This is a genomic window from Paenibacillus taichungensis (genome assembly GCF_047302525.1).
GTDB lineage: Bacteria > Bacillota > Bacilli > Paenibacillales > Paenibacillaceae > Paenibacillus > Paenibacillus taichungensis_B.
Genome location: NZ_CP168020.1, coordinates 213336 through 232718, shown reverse-complemented (window position 1 = coordinate 232718; position 19383 = coordinate 213336). Strand labels below are relative to the sequence as shown.

Annotated in this window: 19 protein-coding genes; 6 read left to right on the top strand and 13 right to left on the bottom strand. The window is 48.3% G+C overall.

Annotated elements, in window-relative coordinates:
- Positions 1-45: 45 nt before the first annotated feature.
- Together ACDJ58_RS01250 and ACDJ58_RS01245 are read right to left on the bottom strand one after the other, a co-directional pair.
- Positions 46-672 carry a nitroreductase family protein gene (locus ACDJ58_RS01250; protein WP_413374844.1) on the bottom strand — a complete coding sequence of 209 codons (627 nt, stop codon included), beginning with the start codon at positions 670-672 and terminating at the stop codon, positions 46-48.
- 251 nt (positions 673-923) lie between these two features.
- Complete coding sequence (locus tag ACDJ58_RS01245) at positions 924-1388, bottom strand: Rrf2 family transcriptional regulator (protein ID WP_413374842.1); 465 nt, start codon at positions 1386-1388, stop codon at positions 924-926.
- A 435-nt stretch (positions 1389-1823) separates the two neighbouring features.
- Here ACDJ58_RS01245 and ACDJ58_RS01240 point away from each other — a divergent pair, with 435 nt between their 5' ends.
- Positions 1824-2549 carry an MBL fold metallo-hydrolase gene (locus ACDJ58_RS01240; protein ID WP_413379412.1) on the top strand — a complete coding sequence of 242 codons (726 nt, stop codon included), beginning with the start codon at positions 1824-1826 and terminating at the stop codon, positions 2547-2549.
- Positions 2546-3115: a TetR/AcrR family transcriptional regulator gene (locus tag ACDJ58_RS01235; protein WP_413374840.1), complete on the top strand. Its 570-nt coding sequence runs from the start codon at positions 2546-2548 to the stop codon at positions 3113-3115. Before ACDJ58_RS01240 ends, ACDJ58_RS01235 begins: the two co-directional genes overlap by 4 nt.
- Before the next feature lie 97 nt (positions 3116-3212).
- On the opposite strand, the gene ACDJ58_RS01230 is transcribed toward ACDJ58_RS01235, so the two are convergent.
- Complete coding sequence (locus tag ACDJ58_RS01230) at positions 3213-4343, bottom strand: hypothetical protein (protein WP_413374838.1); 1131 nt, start codon at positions 4341-4343, stop codon at positions 3213-3215.
- A gap of 253 nt (positions 4344-4596) precedes the next feature.
- On the opposite strand from ACDJ58_RS01230, the gene ACDJ58_RS01225 reads away from it, so the two are divergent.
- A complete protein-coding gene (locus ACDJ58_RS01225; RefSeq protein WP_175382111.1) occupies positions 4597-5082 on the top strand; it encodes a CcdC family protein in 486 nt (161 codons plus the stop codon).
- 102 nt (positions 5083-5184) lie between these two features.
- Here the strand turns inward: ACDJ58_RS01225 and ACDJ58_RS01220 are convergent, their stop codons facing one another.
- A complete protein-coding gene (locus tag ACDJ58_RS01220; protein WP_413374836.1) occupies positions 5185-6198 on the bottom strand; it encodes an NADP-dependent oxidoreductase in 1014 nt (337 codons plus the stop codon).
- 174 nt (positions 6199-6372) lie between these two features.
- Entirely contained in the window at positions 6373-7119 is a 747-nt protein-coding gene (gene map / locus ACDJ58_RS01215) for a type I methionyl aminopeptidase (protein WP_413374834.1), read from the bottom strand.
- A 209-nt stretch (positions 7120-7328) separates the two neighbouring features.
- Between map and ACDJ58_RS01210 the strand changes: the two genes are divergently transcribed.
- Positions 7329-7505: a hypothetical protein gene (locus ACDJ58_RS01210; RefSeq protein ID WP_173405241.1), complete on the top strand. Its 177-nt coding sequence runs from the start codon at positions 7329-7331 to the stop codon at positions 7503-7505.
- Between the two features lie 124 nt (positions 7506-7629).
- On the opposite strand, the gene ACDJ58_RS01205 is transcribed toward ACDJ58_RS01210, so the two are convergent.
- Both ACDJ58_RS01205 and ACDJ58_RS01200 read right to left on the bottom strand, forming a co-directional pair.
- Entirely contained in the window at positions 7630-8451 is an 822-nt protein-coding gene (locus ACDJ58_RS01205) for a serine/threonine protein kinase (protein ID WP_413374832.1), read from the bottom strand.
- A gap of 136 nt (positions 8452-8587) precedes the next feature.
- Positions 8588-9241: a hypothetical protein gene (locus ACDJ58_RS01200; protein ID WP_413374830.1), complete on the bottom strand. Its 654-nt coding sequence runs from the start codon at positions 9239-9241 to the stop codon at positions 8588-8590.
- Positions 9242-9742: 501 nt separating this feature from the next.
- On the opposite strand from ACDJ58_RS01200, the gene ACDJ58_RS01195 reads away from it, so the two are divergent.
- Positions 9743-10696: an L-lactate dehydrogenase gene (locus ACDJ58_RS01195; RefSeq protein ID WP_413374828.1), complete on the top strand. Its 954-nt coding sequence runs from the start codon at positions 9743-9745 to the stop codon at positions 10694-10696.
- A 137-nt stretch (positions 10697-10833) separates the two neighbouring features.
- Here the strand turns inward: ACDJ58_RS01195 and ACDJ58_RS01190 are convergent, their stop codons facing one another.
- Positions 10834-13542, bottom strand: coding sequence for a PAS domain S-box protein (locus ACDJ58_RS01190; protein WP_413374826.1), 2709 nt, complete (start codon positions 13540-13542; stop codon positions 10834-10836).
- Between the two features lie 414 nt (positions 13543-13956).
- Between ACDJ58_RS01190 and ACDJ58_RS01185 the strand changes: the two genes are divergently transcribed.
- Positions 13957-14517, top strand: coding sequence for a DapH/DapD/GlmU-related protein (locus ACDJ58_RS01185; RefSeq protein ID WP_413374824.1), 561 nt, complete (start codon positions 13957-13959; stop codon positions 14515-14517).
- A gap of 92 nt (positions 14518-14609) precedes the next feature.
- On the opposite strand, the gene ACDJ58_RS01180 is transcribed toward ACDJ58_RS01185, so the two are convergent.
- From ACDJ58_RS01180 to ACDJ58_RS01160, 5 genes are all read right to left on the bottom strand, one after another.
- Positions 14610-15344, bottom strand: coding sequence for an ABC transporter permease (locus ACDJ58_RS01180; RefSeq protein ID WP_413374822.1), 735 nt, complete (start codon positions 15342-15344; stop codon positions 14610-14612).
- A gap of 1 nt (position 15345) precedes the next feature.
- The gene (locus ACDJ58_RS01175) at positions 15346-16062 is read right to left on the bottom strand and encodes an ABC transporter permease (protein ID WP_413374820.1); all 717 of its coding nucleotides are present in this window, start codon (positions 16060-16062) and stop codon (positions 15346-15348) included.
- Positions 16059-16973 (bottom strand): ABC transporter ATP-binding protein, encoded by a 915-nt coding sequence (locus ACDJ58_RS01170; protein ID WP_413374818.1) that lies wholly within the window; start codon positions 16971-16973, stop codon positions 16059-16061. Before ACDJ58_RS01170 ends, ACDJ58_RS01175 begins: the two co-directional genes overlap by 4 nt.
- Before the next feature lie 83 nt (positions 16974-17056).
- Complete coding sequence (locus ACDJ58_RS01165) at positions 17057-18601, bottom strand: histidine kinase dimerization/phospho-acceptor domain-containing protein (protein WP_413374816.1); 1545 nt, start codon at positions 18599-18601, stop codon at positions 17057-17059.
- Positions 18598-19281 carry a response regulator transcription factor gene (locus ACDJ58_RS01160; protein ID WP_413374814.1) on the bottom strand — a complete coding sequence of 228 codons (684 nt, stop codon included), beginning with the start codon at positions 19279-19281 and terminating at the stop codon, positions 18598-18600. Before ACDJ58_RS01160 ends, ACDJ58_RS01165 begins: the two co-directional genes overlap by 4 nt.
- Positions 19282-19383: the final 102 nt, after the last annotated feature.

Here is a 19383-nt window from a genome sequence, read left to right as displayed (position 1 = left end):
GCTATTTACGTTACATCTATAGTGATAACTGATTCAAAATCAGTCTTAGAAAGAACCTTTAACAACAACTTCGGACAGCGGGAAACGACCTGCCGGACGAGCTGGAACTGCAGCTTTACCTACAGTGATCAACAACGTTGGCAAATAACGCGCAGGGATGTTGAATGTTTCGATCAATTGTTGCGGGTTGTAACCACCCATTGGGCAAGTATCATATCCCAGGGAACGTGCAGCAAGCATAATGTTCTGTGAAGCAAAAGATGCATTGCGGATCGCTTCATCGCGGGCGATTTGCGGATTTTTGTAAGCACCATTGATCTGCCCAACCAATGCGTCACGAACTTCAGCTGGGATTGCACCTGCTTCAACAGCCTGATCATAAATCACGGCGTTGCGGTTCGCTTCCAGATCCCCGAGTACAGCAATCGTAACAGAGCTGTCTGTGATTTGACTTTGGCCATAAGCGATTGGCAGCAACTTGGCTTTGTCTGCTTCGGATTCGATCACGAGGAATTTCCAGTGCTGCAGGTTCCATGAAGACGGTGCTTCGGAAGCGGCAGTCAGGATAGCGTTCAGATCTGCTTCAGGCATAACAAAACCATTTTCGTACTTTTTGACAGCGTGACGTTCGTTAATCACGCGAAGTGTTTCATTGTTTTCAATGCTGGACATGCGTTCCACTCCCCAAGTTCTTTTCTATTTTTTTACATTCGCAAGGCCAAACTCTACCGAGTACTCACCTTCCGAAAATAACATCAGCGCAGACGATCGCTTCCATCTGTGTTCACGTTATGCCCGGAATCGCCTGAAACATCAATGGATCCTTCCTACAACCGGAGCAAACGCCCTTATATAGCCTGTCCACCATGCCTGACAGCAGCAGTCCAAGGCAGATCATGAAGATCTATTAACGATCAAATCTGTCATGATCTATCCTTCATGGACAAGGGTTCCATAGACAAGGAACATTCTTCCCCATTACCGATACGATGCTTCACATCCTCAATGGATATACGGTCAAAATAAGCGCTTAATGCTTCTTCGCCTCCATCGTAGATGCTTCCCATCACATCCTGCATATTGGAAGAAACAACGCACGTTGAACCGGATTCTCCCGAACACCAGCTGGGACCAAGAGATCCACCTGCTACCAGTCTGTACAGTTCTCCAAGCTTGATTTCCTCACTCTTACGGCTGAGCAGATATCCACCGTGGGCACCTTCTTTGGTTGTCAGGAATCCATGCTTCCGCAGTACACTAAGCACCTTGCGTACTCTGGCTGGATGCGTACCAACACTTTGAGACAAGTCTTCACTATTAGCCATACACTCATCCTTCATCGACAGAAAGACCAGACAGTGCACAGCAATGGTAAATTCACTGTTCATTACTTACTCCCTTCCCGGCATATCGTTCACCGATGAAAATTCAATCCAAGGTAAGTATAACTGTTATTATAGGAATAACAGTTATGTTTGTCAACATTCTCAACTTGGGGGTTAGAAAACCTGATTCCCCTTGTCATACCAGTATATCCAGGCCCTCATAGGCTAAGTAAAAAGGTTGAGTTCCATCCGTGTTTTAAGGGAACAGAACAAAAAAAGTGAGCCAATCGCTTCGCGAAAGGCTCCAATAAGATAGACATATGAAAGGGCTTACGAGATTATTATAATCGGTTATTCCTATTTTGAAAACGCTTTTTTTGTAAAGTATTTTTGGAGCTTAAAATATCCTGTTTTTTAAGCATATCAACAGGGGGTATTGCAAAAACTAATGACATTAGTTATATTACTAATAACATTAGTTATAAGGAGGATTCAATGATGCGAATTACACGTGAGCATGATGTTGTCCAAGTTTCATTCCTTCCACGCCTCTTCCCCGTGAACGTATATCTTGTTGAAGAAGAAGATGGGTTTACTCTTATTGATGCCGGAATGCCATTCAGTCTCAAGGGGATTCTGGCTACCGCACAATCCCTAGGCAAACCGATTACCAAAATCATTCTGACTCACGCCCATGGCGACCATGTTGGTGCACTGGATGGTCTTAAGGACGCGTTGCCTAAAGCCGAAGTCTGCATCTCCAGACGGGATGCCCCGCTACTGGCCGGAGACGCTTCCCTGCTTCCCGGCGAGCCACAGACTCCGGTACGAGGCAGTGTACCCAAAGCGATCCGCACCCGGCCGGACCGCTTGCTCGATGACGGCGACCGGATCGGATCTCTGGTCGCCATTGCTACCCCAGGCCATACGCCGGGCCATATGGCCTTCATGGATACGCGTAGCCGCGTGCTCATCGCTGGCGACGCGTATCAGCTGCACGGCGGCCTCGCCGTATCCGGCCGCCTACGCCCGCTCTTTCCGTTCCCCGCGCTGGCGACGTGGAACCGTGAACTTGCTCTTGCCAGCGCCAAGCGCCTGGCTGAGCTGGAGCCGTCCGTGCTTGCTGTAGGGCACGGACGAATGCTGCGTCAGCCCGGCGCGGCCATGCGCGCAGCTACGGCAGACGCGGAGCAGCGGCTGCGCCCTGCCGGGGGGCATCTGTGAGCCCCCGCCAAGGGCTGGATCGCGGCGCTCTGTTAAGCGCCGCCACCCAGCTTGCCGACAGCGACGGATTCCATTCGCTAACACTGGCCGCTCTGGCCCAGCGGCTGGATGTGCGCTCCCCGTCGCTTTACAACCACATCAACGGTCTTCCCGGGCTTCGCCAGGAAATGGCGTTGATGTCCGCACAGCAGCTCAGGCGTGCATTAACTGAGGCTTCTGTCGGCCGTTCGGGCGACGAAGCCATTCAGGAGGTCGCTGCCGCATATATCGGCTTCGTCCGCAAGCACCCAGGGCTGTACGAAGCCTTCTTCCATGCCCCAGACCGTCAGGAACCGCAACTCGTTGTCGAGAGTACAGCTGCCCTGGATCTGCTGCTCCGCCTGTTGCAGCCTTATCCGCTAAGTGAAGCGGAAGCACTCCATGCCGTTCGCGGTTTACGCAGTCTTTGCCACGGCTTTGCCTCCATGGGTGAGAAGGGGGGCTTCGGCATGAACTTTGACCCGGATGAGAGCCTGCAACTGTCCGTGACCGCTTTCCTGAATGGGTTGCAACATCTTCATTCATAAAGCCTGATATATCTCGATGCAAAATGGAAGAGGGCTGCAGATCATCTGCAGCCCTCCTTATGTATCCTACCGTCCCGCTACCGAAGGAACGGTTTTTCTATTGCCAGGGTGCTTGCCCTGTCTGGACTTCCTGCAAAATCTTCTTCATCACGGGTACGTATACTTTCCAGTAAAACCGATCCGGAACGCCCTTTTGATCCGGTGTGAGCCTCGTTTTTACCACATCCCATCCCTTGATACGGCGCCAGAACGAATAATGCTCCAGCTCTCCGAAGGATCCTGCCATATAATACGTCCGATTGTAGCCCTCATGCCGGATAAGAGCAGCGAAGTCCGCCGGAATACCTGCGTTCATCAGTTTTTGCTGACCATTCTCCGTCAGGTCCGTCTTATACCAGGCCAGTACAGTAGCTTGTTGTTCGGGCACAATGATGTCGAACCATTCGCTGTAATGGATGTTCTCGGTAATTCCACTCCATTTCCCACCTTCCTGTGTAAAGGCGAGTTTTATGTCACCGGTCTTTACATCCCGGCCTTGCTTCAGTACAATCACCCGTCCATCCTCATGAACCAATACAATACCTGCTCCATGATAGGGCCACTCCTTTTTCTCCCTACGCTCATAGTTCATTCGCACCCTCTGTGGTACTTCATCCAAGCTCTGCAGATCCGATACCGACCTCCCCTGCCATCCGCTGCTTTTCATGCCCAAAATCGGATATAATTGCTCTCTTGTCATGTTCGAAACAGCATTCGACAAGGCGCTAAACTCAGTGACAATCGTTACGCCTTTGGTTGCCGCTTCACGAATTTTGTGCGCATCATATATCGTAAGACCCTCATAGGCTTTGCCTTGTATACGTTCATTCGGATCTGTAGATGATATATGATGATTCGCCGTCAGATAGATCAGGTCCGTGTCTGTCACCTCATCCGGCAATGTCCGCTCAATCCGGGAGATCCCGTTCTGTATATCATACCCGTAGTAGTCTTCTTCATACTTATAATGTTCCCCTGTCTGTTGGACAATCTTCTGCTGATTCAGAATCCATACCAGTCCCTTATGCCCCACATAGGACAAGTCCGGTTTACTTTTGTCGACAATCATGATGTTAAGCGGTGTCGGTGCCTGTGATTGCCACAAAATCCATGGGATAACCAGAATCACTGATACCACGGTCAGACAAGCCAATGTCCATACCGTGAGCGGCCTGTGATTTCTATTCATGAAGCGTATTCCTCCTTGCTCTGTTCCAAGGTATTACTATGATCGGTATATTACTCGAATAAACCGCCTCACACTGGGTACAATAATACAAATTTTTCAAATGGACCCTCTATATACAATCCGGGTAAATGATACACTAAGCATTCTATCGGCTTTCTTCGTTTGTGATATAATAGAAACAGAAAATTCCGGTAATTCGCATCATGTTCCGGATGTCCGGATAACATATTATTCCAGAAAGAGGGAGTTTTACGTGGCTCAAATCAGTCCGTCTTACCTTCAGATCGGTGCAACTCTGGGTATGCTCGTCATGGCCCTACTTGCCATTTTTATTCGAATGAAAGCCAGCCACCGTCCGGTAACCATTCGCAAAATACTTATTCCCCCGTTGGGAATGAGTACGGGTTTTCTCATGTTTGTAGTACCCGAGACACATGTTCCGCTTCTATGGGCACTTATCGCGCTGTTGGTGGGCTGGTTTATATTCTCGTATCCCCTCATTCGCAGTACCCGTTTTGAACGAGTTAACGAAGAAATTTTTGCCACACGTTCACGAAGCTTCGCTTTCATTCTGCTCGGACTGCTGGCTATACGTCTAATCCTGCATGAAGTCATTCAGCGTTATGTGAGTATTCCTCAAACGGGTGGATTGTTCTTCCTTCTGGCCTTCGGCATGATCGTACGCTGGCGGGTATATATGTACAAGCACTATAAGGAAGTTGTTGCTGCAGAATCTTAGCATCATCGCAACATCCTAACAACTAAAAAGACACGTTCTGTGCACTTCACCGTGCGGAACGTGTCTTTTCCTGTTCTGGCATATGTTCAAGGGATTCTATATCTATTCAGGGTCCGCAACCTTTACAAGCTGTTTGCCCAGGTTATCTCCAGAGAAAAGGCCCATAAATGCTTCCGGCGTCTGGTCAAAACCTTCCACAATGTTTTCTTCAAACTGTATGTGGCCTTCCTTGATCCATTTCGCCAATTTAGCTCGGCCTTCCTTAAAGGATTTGGCATAGTCACCCACCAGGAAACCTTTCATCAACGCTGTATTGGTTAACAGTAACGTCTGCGGGCGCATGCCGATATCCGGTTTCTCCAGATTATATGACGAAATCTGCCCACAGAGCGGAATACGTGCATTCCGATTAATATGACGCAGTACCGCATCGGAGATTTCACCGCCAACATTGTCGAAATAAACGTCTACGCCAGCCGGGCAAGCCCGTTCAATGGCAGCAGACATATCCTCTTCATGCTTATAGTTTAACACCACGTCGAATCCCAGTTTTTCTTTCAGATAAGCACATTTTTCGTCAGAACCTGCAATCCCGATTACACGCGCACCTACAATCTTGGCGATCTGCCCCGCAATCATGCCTACCGCTCCTGCTGCTCCCGACACCACTACCGTTTCGCCGTCCTTCGGCTTACCGATGTCTTCCATGCCAAAATAAGCGGTCAAACCGGTCATGCCAAGCGCACCCAGGTAAGCCGTAATTGGAGCCTCTTCTGTATCAATCAGGGAAATGTCTCCCGTATTTACGGCTGCATACTGCTGCCAGCCCCACATTCCGGATACTAAATCCCCTTTGCGCAGATTGGGTTCCGAAGAATCCACCACCTGCCCAATCGTTCCTCCCTTGATCACTTCATTCAACGCATAGGGGGGAGCATAGGATTTTGTATCTTTCATGCGGCCCCGCATGTATGGGTCTACAGACAAATATAGCGTACGTACCAGGACTTGTCCTGCTTCCGGTTCAGGAAGCGGTGCATCAATGAATTTAAAGTCTTCTCTGGATGGGGCACCTTCGGGACGAGACGCAAGTACGATCTGTTTATTTTCAGACACCAAAATGACCTCCTTCTTGCCAGTGGACCAGGGTTAACCCTCTGTCAGCTGATATCATTCACCACCGGCTCTATGTGTATCGCCTCTAAATAGTTTAAACCGAAACAGGCGGATCACAAACGTGGGCCGCCTTGAAATATGCAAATATCATCACATTGGAGACATCGGGAGCCATTATTGAGCAGTCAGAATGACAGGACCATCTGCTGTAATGGCAATCGTATGCTCATATTGGGCAGACAGACTTCCATCCTGAGTACGTGCTGTCCAACCATCTGAGTCCAGCTTGCTACGGTACGTACCAATGTTCAGCATCGGCTCAATCGTAATAACCATACCTTCTTTAAGACGTGGACCACGGTGTGGTGGGCCGTAGTGAGGAACCTGTGGTTCCTCATGCATCTTCTCGCCGATTCCATGACCGATAAATTCACGGACAACAGATAGACCTTCACCTTCCGCATACGTCTGAATCGCATTGGAGATATCACCGATCCGGTTCCCGATCACAGCTAGTTCAATCCCTTTATAGAGGGATGTTTTGGTGACTTCCAGCAGATGTTGTGCTTCTGGAGTCACCTGACCTACCGCATACGACCACGCGGAATCGGCCAGCCAGCCGTCCAGATTCACGACCATATCAATCGTAACGATGTCGCCATCCTGCAGTACATATTTCCCCGGAAATCCATGACAGATCACATCATTAACCGACGCACATGTCGCAAATTGGTACCCGTTGTACCCTTTTTGTTCCGGTGTAGCGCCATTTTTCTTCATAAAAGCTTCTGCGAACTGATCAATTTCCTGTGTCGTGATCCCTGGACGGATCATTCCGGCTATTTCTCTATGGCATGCGGCAAGAATTTCTCCGGCCTTCTTCATAAGTTCTATTTGTTCTTTAGTCTTCAACGTAATCATTACAACTACTCCTGTCCGTTAAAATCTCATCCTGTCTTCTATTGTAACGCGAAATGCTCAAAATAAAAAATTCCGTGTAATCCTCAACATCCTATTATACGCCTAGCCCCTGTCTAATGAATACAATCCCCCTTAAAAAAATCCGAAACCCGTCCAATCGAAGCCCCGTATATGCTTAAAACGGCTGAAGTCGAAAGGAGGAAAACCTCATGCTCAGGAAAATGTTAGGCAAACTTTTGGATTCCAAATCTTCTTCGCACCGTAAACGGTATAGCAGTTCCTCTGGCAAACGCAACTACAGACGATATTCATCTTCAGATGCAAAACACCGGGATAGCCGCCATGGCTCCGGTTACTATAAAAGCAGAAAATATAGCTCCAGCTAAGCTGGTACTACTATTTCCAAACAGAAATGTTCCTACCAGCTAGACTGACGCTAAATCATGATATATGTATTGAAAGGGGTGTTCTGCCAGCCGTCCTCACGGTTAGCAAAACACCCTTTTTTCTTCATCGCAATTTTATCAGCACACGGTCAATATCCGCCTGTAATTCCAGCCCATTGCCTTCATAGCCTGGACGAAGTCCAAGCAGCCGTTCCAACATGTGGCGAACTTCCGGCGTGAGCTTGAGTTCTTCCTGCCAACTGGCCGGTTTGCGGCCCTTCTCTGGCTCGTAAGCGGAATACAGCATGAACAAAAGAAAATGACCGATATCCTGCAAATCCTGGTCCGGTGCAGCCGGTTCATCTTCAGGCTCGGGCAATTCACGCATCCGCCGTTTTAGCTCAGGCAACAACGGCTCCCCCATGCGCCGCGCCAGGCCAAAATCAATCAAATGCACCTGCCCGTCACGTAAAATGACATTTGGAATACGGACATCCCCATGAATATATCCCTGCTCATGAACATGCACAATGGGAGCTAGCAGTTGTTTTACCAGCTCCAGACAATCCTGTTCCGTATATTTGCGGCCTTGCTCGAATATGGACTGTTCCAGTGTCTCCCCAAGGATATACTCGGTGACAATGTAACTGCGCGCCCGGTATGTGAACACATCCAGCAACTTAGGGATGGCCGGATGATCCATCCGATTCATCACATCCGCCTCCCTGTCCAGCAACTGTACAGCGAGTCTACCCTTGCTGGGTTTGGATTCTTTTAACGCTACATCCTTGCCAGTCTGTTCATCGTTACACAGGTATGTCAGTCCATAACTTCCCATACCAAGCAAGTCATATATCGTATAACGCCCGGCGATCTTCGTACCTTTCCTCCGGGGACGATCAGTCCATAGGCCGAGCAGTCTTTGCCAGCTTCGTCGCAGCTCCACAGGTCCTCCCACGCCAGCTATCTGATCTCTCCTGTTCTCCGTTTATGCAGGGCAGATTAGCAGCCAGTCTTGTTGTTGTATGGGCTCATTATATCAAGCTACCTGTGCAAAATCACGACGAGCATAGGCCGGGTTCTCAGGCTTCTTTGTGCTTTTTGGGCAGCAGCCCGAACAACATTCGAAGCGATGTTCCTTTGGGTTTGCGTTTTCTTCCCTGGAAGCTGCGCAGATTGGTGACCAGTTCACGGTCACGCTCCTCTTCCAGCTTCTCATTCATCCACAGGCGCTGCTTCTCCATCTGCTCCTGGAGAGCAAGATGGGTATCCGCCAGATGTTGCAGCGTTAACTCCAGTTCGTCCACCCGATGCTGCAGCAGTTGGACCTGATCATCCTGCTGGCCGACAGCACCGTATGTCACTTCACTCACCAGTTGTCCCAGACCTTCATAAGATCTCAATGCTCCAGTTGGTTCAGGTCCCTCAGGAAATATTGCGGGCATCACTGTTGCCGCACATTCCGTCTCTGAGGCATCCTCCATTACCATCTCAGGCACGTCTGGAGTCAGTACGGTCACCACAGCATCTGCAAGTGGCAGGTTATGTTCCCTAAGTTCTGTCATCAGACGTTCGATGCACTCGATATCGTCCGACTTGAACAATCTGGATTTGTTGGCGGAACGCTCGAATCGGTACCCCTGTTCCTCAAGCGCTGCCGCATATTTACGAAGAGTACTGGCACCAATGCCCAGGCTCTTGGCCGTTTCCGTCGTTGCTCCTGCTTCTTCAATCATTATTATTCCCTCCCGGAATGAAGTCTTTTTGAATACAAGGTAGTGGCTTCAGCGTTCCCTTCTGGAACTGTCATCGGATCGGGTCAACCTGTCTCATAGATCAAGTACGCATTTTTCATTTGCTTGTCCGTATGTATTCGTCAGTCTCTTTGCAGATCCCTTTGACGCTTTTCTTCTGTTTCTGCGGATTCATAAGAACTTTTGTCAGTTGCCTCATTCGTAAAAATAACCCTTCATCCGACAATGAGCATGAATGCTGTCATGTCGAAATTCGTTGGTGCAAACGCCGTCACTTTTTATGAAAATGAATTATTCATGTCAATTTTATTAACTCCGTCACTCCAATACGCTCCCGCGACAGAGGAAATCATTGCTGCACAGCTTTTCCATGTGTTATCTTATGTAACGTAGAAGCAGTTATTAGCATAAAATAAAGGACTATACTTAACATAAGTCTCATTATGAACGGATAAATCAAATGTAAATGGGGGCTGAACGGCAGTGTTAGGCAAATCAGGTAAAGTAGCGGTGATCGGGGCGGGACTTGTCGGTTCAAGTTGTGCGTATTCGATGATTAATCAATCGATATGCAGAGAAATTATGATGGTTGACCGGACGTATGATCGCGCGGTTGCACAGGCGCTGGATTTTTCCCATTGCATGGACTTCACACATAACCGCACGAAGGTATACGCTGGCACTTATGCAGATTGCAGCAGCATGGACGTCATTGTCCTGACTGCCGGAGCGAATCCGAAGCCAGGGCAGACTCGTCTGGATATTCTGGAAGAAGCGGAGTCCATCGCCAAAGATATCGTTGTTCCCATCATGAATAGCGGATTCCGGGGAATTTTTGTCGTCGCGGCCAATCCGGTTGACATAGTAACTTATATGGTATGGAAGCTGTCCGGCCTTCCACGTGAACGAGTCATCGGTACAGGTACGTCTATTGATTCCTCCCGGCTCAAAACGCTGTTGTCAGAGGTCTTCTCCATTGATCCACGCAGCGTGCACGGATATGCTCTCGGGGAGCATGGGGAATCCCAGTTCGTCGCATGGTCGCATGTCACCATCGGAGGCAAACCGATTATGCACATTATGGAGCAGCACAAGGAACGCTTCAAACATCTGGACCTGGAAGATATCGCCCGCAAAACGAAAGACGCCGGTTGGGAAATCTTCACTCGTAAAGGTTCCACCCAATTCGGAATCGGTAACGCACTCGCACATATAACCCGTTCGATTCTCAACGATGAACACAAGATCATTGCTGTCTCCGCGATCCTTGATGGTGAGTATGGACAGAGCAACGTCTGTGCAGGTGTTCCAGCCATTATTGGTGGGGATGGGATTCAGGAGATTATCGAATTAAATCTGGATGCATCTGAACGTGAGAAATTCGAGCGTTCCTGTGAAGTTTTGTCAGGCAACATCAATCGTCTTACCCTGGTTTGACCAGTTCAGCCACTCAAGGATGGTCCATAACAAAATAGGCAGAAACACAAAAACGCCAATAACCTCCTGATACAGAAGTGTCATTGGCGTTTTTGTGTTTGTTTGTTTGTTTTTATCCACCTTGGGAGTACGAGTCTTCAGCTTGGTGCAAGCTGCGGTTCATCTGCTGGCCCCCATTGCTGCAATACCCGCTTTAATTCACTCAGCATTATTGGTTTGCTGATGAAATCACGCATCCCAATCTCCAAACAAGCTTCCTTGTCTTCACGTTTGGCATTTCCGGTTACCGCGATAATAGCTGGAATACGCTCCTGCGGAATTAATCGGTGTACAAGGTCTGTCGCTTTGAGTCCATCCATAACAGGCATCTGAAGATCCATCAGGACAATATCATAGGCATTTTGCGAAATGGCTTCGATCGCTTCAACGCCATTGGTGCATACATCTGCTTGATAACCAAGCTTCTCGAGGTACTCCGATAAAATCTTCCGGTTTACCGGGTGATCCTCAGCAACGAGAATACGCATCGCCACCTTATCCCCCTGTCGTGTTCGATCATGGCTGAATTGACGTGCAGATTGCTCTGCAGTCGCATCTACACTTGTGGCAGGCACAGCGAAGCGGAAAGTTGATCCCTTTCCATCTTCACTCTCCACACTGATACTGCCACCCATAATCTCCACGAGTCGCTTCGAGATGACTAATCCAAGACCTGTCCCGCCATATTTGCGGTTAATCACAGGATGAAGTTGAGAGAACGACTGGAATAACTGATCCAGCTTATCCTCTGGAATGCCGATTCCCGTATCCTTCACCGCAAAGTCCAGCACACTCGATTCCGGTCTATTACCGCGAATAATATCCACCGTGACATCAATGCTCCCCTGATCCGTAAACTTCAAGGCATTGCTCACCAGATTGACGAGAATTTGCCGAATACGCATCGCATCACCCACCATAAACTCAGGAATGTCGGGATTGAGACGATATCGGATCTTCAATTGCTTCTCTTCCGCTTTAGGGGAGAAAAGCTCCGCAACCTGTTCCAACATGATGCGCAGCGAGAACGGTTCGTAGGCCAGAGCCATTTTTCCGGATTCCAATTTACTGAAATCAAGGATGTCATTCAGGATATTCAATAGTGCATCGCCGCTCTCACGGATGATCTCGGCATATTCTCGCTGTTCCTCCGATAAATCGGTGCCAATCAGCAATTCAGTCATGCCTACGATTCCATTCATTGGTGTGCGAATTTCATGACTGACCATCGACAGGAATTCCGACTTGGCCTGTGCCGCGAGTTCAGCGGTTTCCTTGGCGCGCACAATTTCGCGATCACCAGTCACATCATTGAACACGATAACGGCGCCACGAATCTGACCCTCATCGATAATCGGTGTAACCTGGTATTCCACCAGAAAGCTGGTTCCGTCTTTGCGCCAGAACACATCCTCCTTCACTGTACGACGCTGCCCGTCCATCACCGTCATATGAATGGGGCATTCTTTTTTTGGAAAATAGCTGCCATCTGCACGTGAATGATGAATGATGGGATGCGAGTTTTTGCCGACAAACTCTTCCGCTTCGTAGCCGAACATGGAAGCAGCAGCCGGATTCATAAACCTGGTGATGCCATCTGCGTCCAATCCATAGATGCCATCTGTAACAGAGTTAAGAATCAGGGCATGCTGTTTGCTGAGCTCCTGGATCTGCTCTGTATAATCCTTACGCTCCGTAATATCAGACAGGATCCCATACACACCCACGAGTTCCTGGTCCACAATGATTGGAACGTTAATGATAGACACATCAACCTTCCTGCCACCGGAATTCACGATCCGAGTTTCATAATGTTGGGGCTTCCCCTGCTTCACCAGTTCGAAGTATGCCTGCCCGCCGTGCACTTCACTTTTATCCAGATGCAAAAGAAAGGATTGCCCGATCAATTTGCTCCGAGGCACATCCAGCATTTTGACCAGATTGCGGTTCACTGCAGTATATTTACCTTCGAGATTCAGCGAATACACCGCTGCCGGATTATGTTCGAACAGAGACTTGTACCGTTGACGACTCTCTCTAAGACGTCTTTCTGCATTTTTATGCTGGGTTATATCCCGGCTGACGCTTACAATCTGAGTATTCTTGCCCTCTTCTCCGGCTACAGGCTTCGCCAGCGTTTCCATCCAGATGTAGTGCCCCTTCTTATGAAGAACTCGCATCTTGCAACCATCCCCACTCGACGACATCTCCAGAAGTTCAGGGTAATCCCCAGGATAACAGTAATCCTTCAGGAACTTCCCTGTCACCTCTTCCGGACGATATCCCAGCAACGAATAGACGGAAGGAGAAATATAAAGCAGCTTGCCGTCCATCGAACTTGTGGTGATTAGATCCTGGGCATGATCCGCCAACATCTGATATTTCTCCTGCGTTTCATGCAATTTACGTTCCACTTCTACGATCTCGGTTACATCCCTGGCAATTCCGTATATCCCCACGATCTCTTCTTGTTCCGTTATGGGTACATAGGTAATCTCAGCCTGTTTCAGAGAACCGTCTCTATGATAAAATGTGATCGACTTACTGACTGAATGTCCAGCCAGCACCTCACGAATGTATTCTTTACGTGACTCCTCGCTCTCGGGAGGGCAAATCCTATCTCGATTCAAACTACGGAGTTCTTCAAATGTATACCCTGAAATCCTCTCAATCGAGGGATTGGCATCAATATAATTTCCATGGATGTCCATCACATATATGGCATCTGGGTGATTAAAAAACAATGATTGGTAAGAACTTCCCTCAGAAATAATGCGCTTCAGGGTTTCCGTTTTATTAATATCCAAGGCTTACCCCTCTTTTCTTAGCCTATATCTTCATCTAACAACCAAAAAAATATAATTTTCAGAGAAATGGGCCTACCCTCGAATAACCATGTAAGCCTTCCTAGAAACAGCTTTTTTTATTTTACTAGATTCCAATCTCATTTTGCTTACAATCTCGTATTAAAATTGTAATATCGTTATATAAAAAAGTTAAATTTTAAACTATATAAATTAAACCATTAATGAAATTGTATACCGACCAATTCGATTTGAAATTCCATGGTTGGATGTTAATTACAATAAAATAGATACAATTTGTATCACATAAGCTATAATCGATACCAAAAGGACGTGGGTGTCTGTACAGGTGATAATGGACCTATCATATTCTGATTTCTCAACGGGACGTCGCTAATTATGGAGAGGATGGATATCATGCTACCTATCAGGGTTAAGTATGCTTATCACAAAGTACGGGGGCTTACTTTATTCGGAAAAATTCAATCTTCCTTTGGATTATTGCCTCGAATAAGAGGCAAAGTGTATCTGAATAAATTTGGTGATCTCCGAGTGGGAAAACGACTCAATATTATAGGCAAACCCTGGGGGACGCAACTAACGGTTGTAAAAGGGGCCAGATTGACCATTGGGGATGACGTCATGATTAACGCAGGTGTGGGGATAGCAGCCAACATCGAGATCACCATTGGTAATAATGTCATGATTGGACCAAGAACCAGTATATTCGATAGCGCCTATCACCGAATTGACTCGCTTGATGATGGAAGCAACATGACCAAAAAAATCACCATTCAAGATAATGTCTGGATCGGTACCGGAGTGTTAGTCCTCCCGGGAGTAACCATTGGAAAAAATTCAGTTGTCGCTGCGGGGAGCACTGTCACCAAAGATGTACCTGACAATACATTGGTTGCTGGAACACCTGCAAAAGTAATTCGGGAACTTACCATTCATGATGGCTGGGTGAGAAAATAAATAAATCCCGCTCGACCACCATACGTAAATCTCAGAGTATGGTGGTTGAACGAGATCTTTATTCAATGTTGATCAGCCTTGATAAAGATTGATTAAATTTCTTTTTTTCTAAAATATAAAACTCCGATTAAAATAAAGAGAACTGCACTGCCCCCGACTACTGCAAGCATCGTCCCAAGTGGAACATTATAAGCTCCGAATCCCCCACCTTCAAACGGGGTCATTAGAATCATCGGTTGCGCCCAAGGATAATACGGGCCAAATGTAGCCGAGTTCACGATCAGAATATTTGGTACGGTCAACGCAAAATTCAATGCCAGCGGTGCGGCAAAGCTGCTCCATACCAAGGAAACGAACATTTGGAGAGCAGCGAGCGGCACACAAGCGAATAGTCCCAACAGCAGCTTACCTGCAAGGAATCCCCATGGGATGGGATCCGTCATGCCCTGGATCATACCTGCCAGCAGGATGGACCCTAACAACAGTAATTGTGTGCCTGCCAGAAGCAGAATCACGATGGTCAGTTTGCCTGCATATACGCCGTTCCGAGTAAGCGGCAGCACCAGCATTTGCTTCCAGCCTCCCCCCGCATGCTCGAAACGACAGACGAAAGACGTAAATACGCCGGTCAGGATGGGCAGTAATAACAAACCGTGCAGAAAGACCATTGAACCCATAAGCACATTCCATTGACCTGATGGTGTGGATAGCAGCCCAATCAGCAGTGCGATTACCGGACTCAGCAGAATCAGAAGCCAGATAGGTGATTTGCCCATTTTGAGTCGCTCAGAGGACAGGATTCGGAAATAGGTTGTTGCAAAACTCATCTTAGGCCACATCCTTCCGGCTAAAGTGCACCATACCCAGCAACATGATTAGGAGCCCCGCCCCTACACCCAAACCAGCGTATACGAATGGTTTGGGGCTGATCCAAGCCATCTGTGCCCAAGCAAGCGGAAAGTATGGTGAGATACTGAGTGCGAACATCCCCATTACTGCGAGTACAATCCCAAGAGTGACGGGAAGAGCCTGATTTTTATTTACCATCGTAAGCCATAGCTCCAGCGATAACACCGGAAGTGCGCCAGCCAGTGGCAGTAAACCCAGCTTGATTGCATGCGTCCAGGGAATCTCACCAGCGTCGAACCCAAGCAGCAGTCCCAGACCAATAGTTCCCGCTGTTAATAACAAGCAGGAGATAATGAGCAGCAAACAAGCGAGCAGGAATTTAGACAGATACACCGCAGGTCTCGTGATCGGCATCGCCAGCAATTGCTTCCACGATCCCTGTTCATGTTCAACATTTGCGATCATCGAGCTGAGAATCGTCGCCCCCAGCATCAAGGCAAGTGGTACAAAAACAACCACATTGTCCAGCAAACCCTCCCACAGATGATTCCCATACTGTTCTTTCAGATAGCCCAAACGAAGTCCGAAGTTCAAAGCCTGCATCGCCGTCAGTCCAATGGGTGCCAGAAAAACGAGAAACCAGATACCTTTGCCACGAATTTTGAGCCAGTCGGACGATAACGCACGGCCCGTCATACCGTTGCCCCCTCACCGATGACCCGCATGAACAAGTCTTCCAGGGATTGACGGTGCTCTTCCACACGATAAACCGCATGGTCCTGCTCAACCAATCGACGGACCAGCAATGCAATCGCGCTATTATCCATATACGGGAATGTGAGCGCCGCTCCTTCACGTTGACCGAATTGTCCCTGCTCTCGTGCCAGCTTCATCGCCTCTTCCGGCTCGGAAACGGTCAATCGAATGGAGCTACCCGTCTGGCTATGCAGATTGGCGATCGTATCCTGAAGGACCATTTTCCCCTCGCGGATAATGCCAACCCGGCTCGCCATCTGTTCCACTTCACTCAGCAAATGGCTGGACACCAGCACGGTGATACCGTGTTCCAGCGGCATACGTTTAATTAGCTCCCGGATCTCCTGAATACCCGCTGGATCAAGACCGTTCGTCGGCTCGTCCAAAATCAGCAGCTCCGGCTGACCCAACAAGGCACTTGCAATCCCCAGACGCTGTTTCATACCAAGCGAGTAACCTTTTACGGAACGTTTGGCATCCCGGGTCAGATCCACGATGGAGAGCACTTCGGCAATTCTCGATTTTGGCACACCCAATATTCGGCGCAAGGTTTCCAGATTCTCCACCGCGTTCAGATGTCCGTAATAAGACGGATATTCAACCAACGAACCTACACGTCGCAGAATGTCCATGCGATCCTTGCGAATATCCTTATCGAATATACGGATGACACCTTTGGTTGGCTTGATTAAGCCAAGAAGCATACGAATGGTTGTTGTTTTGCCAGCCCCGTTGGGACCAAGGAAGCCATAAATGTCTCCCTTTTTAATATGCAGATCAAGTTCACGGACCGCCGCACGGTCGCGGTATGTTTTCCATAAGTTAGCGGTTTGAATAATGTTATCAGTCACTGTTTAATCACCTCGGATATCATCGTAACCTTCCAAGGTTAAAGCTGAAGTCGGCTGAAGTTTAAGTTTAGTTTAAAAAAAGGTTAGGGCCTTGGCTTCCCAGCTCCCCCGCCGCTATAGAGGCAGACCCGCAATCCGTTCTCAGAGCTGTCTACCCTCTTCCGCAGCCCCATCTCACGAATCAGCAGATCCACGATGGATAACCCCAGACCTGTTCCCTTGGTATCCGAATCTTCCTGGAATCCTGGGCCCCTATCCTGAATAACAAGAGCCTTCTCCCCATGGATCTGTTCTGTCGATATGCCAATATATTTTCCACTCGCTGCATGACGGATGACATTCTGAAACAGGTTATCGAGAACACGACGTAATCCCTGCTCATCCACCTGCCAGATCAACGGCTCTTCCGGCAGATCGATATCAATCTCAAACTGCTCTTTCTCCCAAACGGGATACCAGGCCGCTGCCGTTTCTCTGACGATTCGCAGGACGTCCTTCTGTTCCAGCTTCAATGTATATTTTCCGCTGGTGAGCAGGTTGTACGATAACATGTTATCGATCAATCCACTCAAATCATCCATCTTGGCTTCCATACGACGCAATGAAGTATCCGCAGCCGTGCTTAGTGGTTCTTTGTGAAGGGAATGCATATGTCCACGAATGACAGTCAGCGGTGTACGCAGATCATGCGACAATCCCGCGACAAGACGTTTGCGAAGCTGCTCTTCCTCCCGCTCCCGGTGACGGCTGTCTGTCAACTGATGCACCATTTCGTTGAACGATTCCTCCAGATGTCCAATCTCGTCCGATCTGCGAATCTCCACAGGAAGTGGAATGCCTTCCTTGCCCGTAGCGATCATCGCCGTCTGGAGACGGATGAGCCGCTTGCGAATTCGCGCAAAGAACAGGATCGACATGATAATAAATAACAGGAAGATGATCATCATCAATCCACCCAAATACAAAAGTTCCATAGGCCAGTTGTTCTGCGGCTTTTGCAAAAGATACCTTGGAACCTCAATCACCATAAAGCCTTGTCCCTTGTCTTCGCTATCTCCACCCACAAAAGAAACAACCGTTAGCGGATCACGATAGGAGGCTTCCTTCATAAATTCCAGGGTGGTGTTTGCATTCCATATCGAAGGAATCCGGGTCTCTGTATTCGGATGATCCAACGTCCACCTCAATGTCGTCATTGTTGTTCCATCCACGGTGGATTCCAATACATCAACGTCCTCCCCAGCGAGAATAAATGCCGTTTCACCATTCTGGTCTACGCGGTACATCGAAGATTTGGGATATTTGCGGTGCAGCTGTGCCATACGCTGATTGATTTTTTCAGAGGTCGCCCCATCCAGCTTCTCGGATTCCCGGGTCCACAGGTTGCTGATTTTCGTGCTATCGCCATAAGGTGCCGTATTGTCTTTATTTGTATTGTTCACCACCACCACATAGATGATGGATGTAATGGGGAGAACGACCGGCACAAACAAAACCGCTGCCAAGATCAGGAGAATATATTGGGACATCAAGGTCCGTCCAAAACGCATTTTCCGTTTGCCTGGAAGGCTACGTTTCACTCCTCTATCCCTATCGGATGGATCGCGCATCGTCGCTTTTTTGCTCATGGCTTCTTCACACGATACCCGACACCGCGAACGGTTTGAATGATGGTCGGATTCGCCGGATCACGCTCCAGCTTCTCGCGCAGATGCCGGATATGTACCATTAATGTCTTGTCCCCGTCCAGATAAGGTTCGTTCCAAACGGCTTCGTAGATCTGTTCCTTGGTTCGAATCATGCCCATATGCCTGAGCAAGTAGGCAAAGATATGAAACTGTTTGCCTGATAAAATAATTTCTTCCCCCGTCTCCTCATTCACGATTCGGTGATCCTTCTCGTAGATGGACAAGTGATCCAGTTTCACCACGGTATCGGCCGAGATTGCTGTTCCCGCCTTCCGAAGCTGGACTTCAATCCGTGCGGCGAGTTCATCGGGATGGAATGGCTTGGTTACATAATCATCGGCAAAATCAAGCCCATGTAGCTTGTCGTCAATGGACGTTCTGGCTGAGAGCATGACAATAGGCACTTCAGGATATTCCTTTTTGAGTCGCTGTCCTACCGTAAATCCATCCAGTCCCGGCAGCATGACATCCAGAATAACCAACGAGCAGCCCCCGGCAGCTTCAGCCGCACCTTCACCACTTCCGAGCCATACCACCTCATATCCACGCTCCTCCAAGTCGGCCCTAACCCATGTGGCAATTTCCGTATCGTCTTCAATGTATAACAGTTTCGTTTTCATGCGCGTATTCGTTTCCTTTCTGTACCCTTTGGGTTAATTATATATTTGAAACATAATGAAGTATCTTGTTTATATAAAATGTACGAATGATGATCACACGAC

Bases quoted from the DNA above. Each gene is read 5' to 3' on its own strand.
- ACDJ58_RS01185 (WP_413374824.1), top strand. From the start codon at position 13,957: ATGCTACCTATCAGGGTTAAGTATGCTTATCACAAAGTACGGGGGCTT.
- ACDJ58_RS01175 (WP_413374820.1), bottom strand. From the start codon at position 16,062: ATGACGGGCCGTGCGTTATCGTCCGACTGGCTCAAAATTCGTGGCAAA.
- ACDJ58_RS01200 (WP_413374830.1), bottom strand. From the start codon at position 9,241: ATGATTGAAGAAGCAGGAGCAACGACGGAAACGGCCAAGAGCCTGGGC.
- ACDJ58_RS01230 (WP_413374838.1), bottom strand. From the start codon at position 4,343: ATGAATAGAAATCACAGGCCGCTCACGGTATGGACATTGGCTTGTCTG.
- ACDJ58_RS01250 (WP_413374844.1), bottom strand. From the start codon at position 672: ATGTCCAGCATTGAAAACAATGAAACACTTCGCGTGATTAACGAACGT.
- ACDJ58_RS01160 (WP_413374814.1), bottom strand. From the start codon at position 19,281: ATGAAAACGAAACTGTTATACATTGAAGACGATACGGAAATTGCCACA.
- ACDJ58_RS01180 (WP_413374822.1), bottom strand. From the start codon at position 15,344: ATGAGTTTTGCAACAACCTATTTCCGAATCCTGTCCTCTGAGCGACTC.
- map (WP_413374834.1), bottom strand. From the start codon at position 7,119: ATGATTACGTTGAAGACTAAAGAACAAATAGAACTTATGAAGAAGGCC.
- ACDJ58_RS01165 (WP_413374816.1), bottom strand. From the start codon at position 18,601: ATGAGCAAAAAAGCGACGATGCGCGATCCATCCGATAGGGATAGAGGA.
- ACDJ58_RS01245 (WP_413374842.1), bottom strand. From the start codon at position 1,388: ATGAACAGTGAATTTACCATTGCTGTGCACTGTCTGGTCTTTCTGTCG.
- ACDJ58_RS01240 (WP_413379412.1), top strand. From the start codon at position 1,824: ATGCGAATTACACGTGAGCATGATGTTGTCCAAGTTTCATTCCTTCCA.
- ACDJ58_RS01210 (WP_173405241.1), top strand. From the start codon at position 7,329: ATGCTCAGGAAAATGTTAGGCAAACTTTTGGATTCCAAATCTTCTTCG.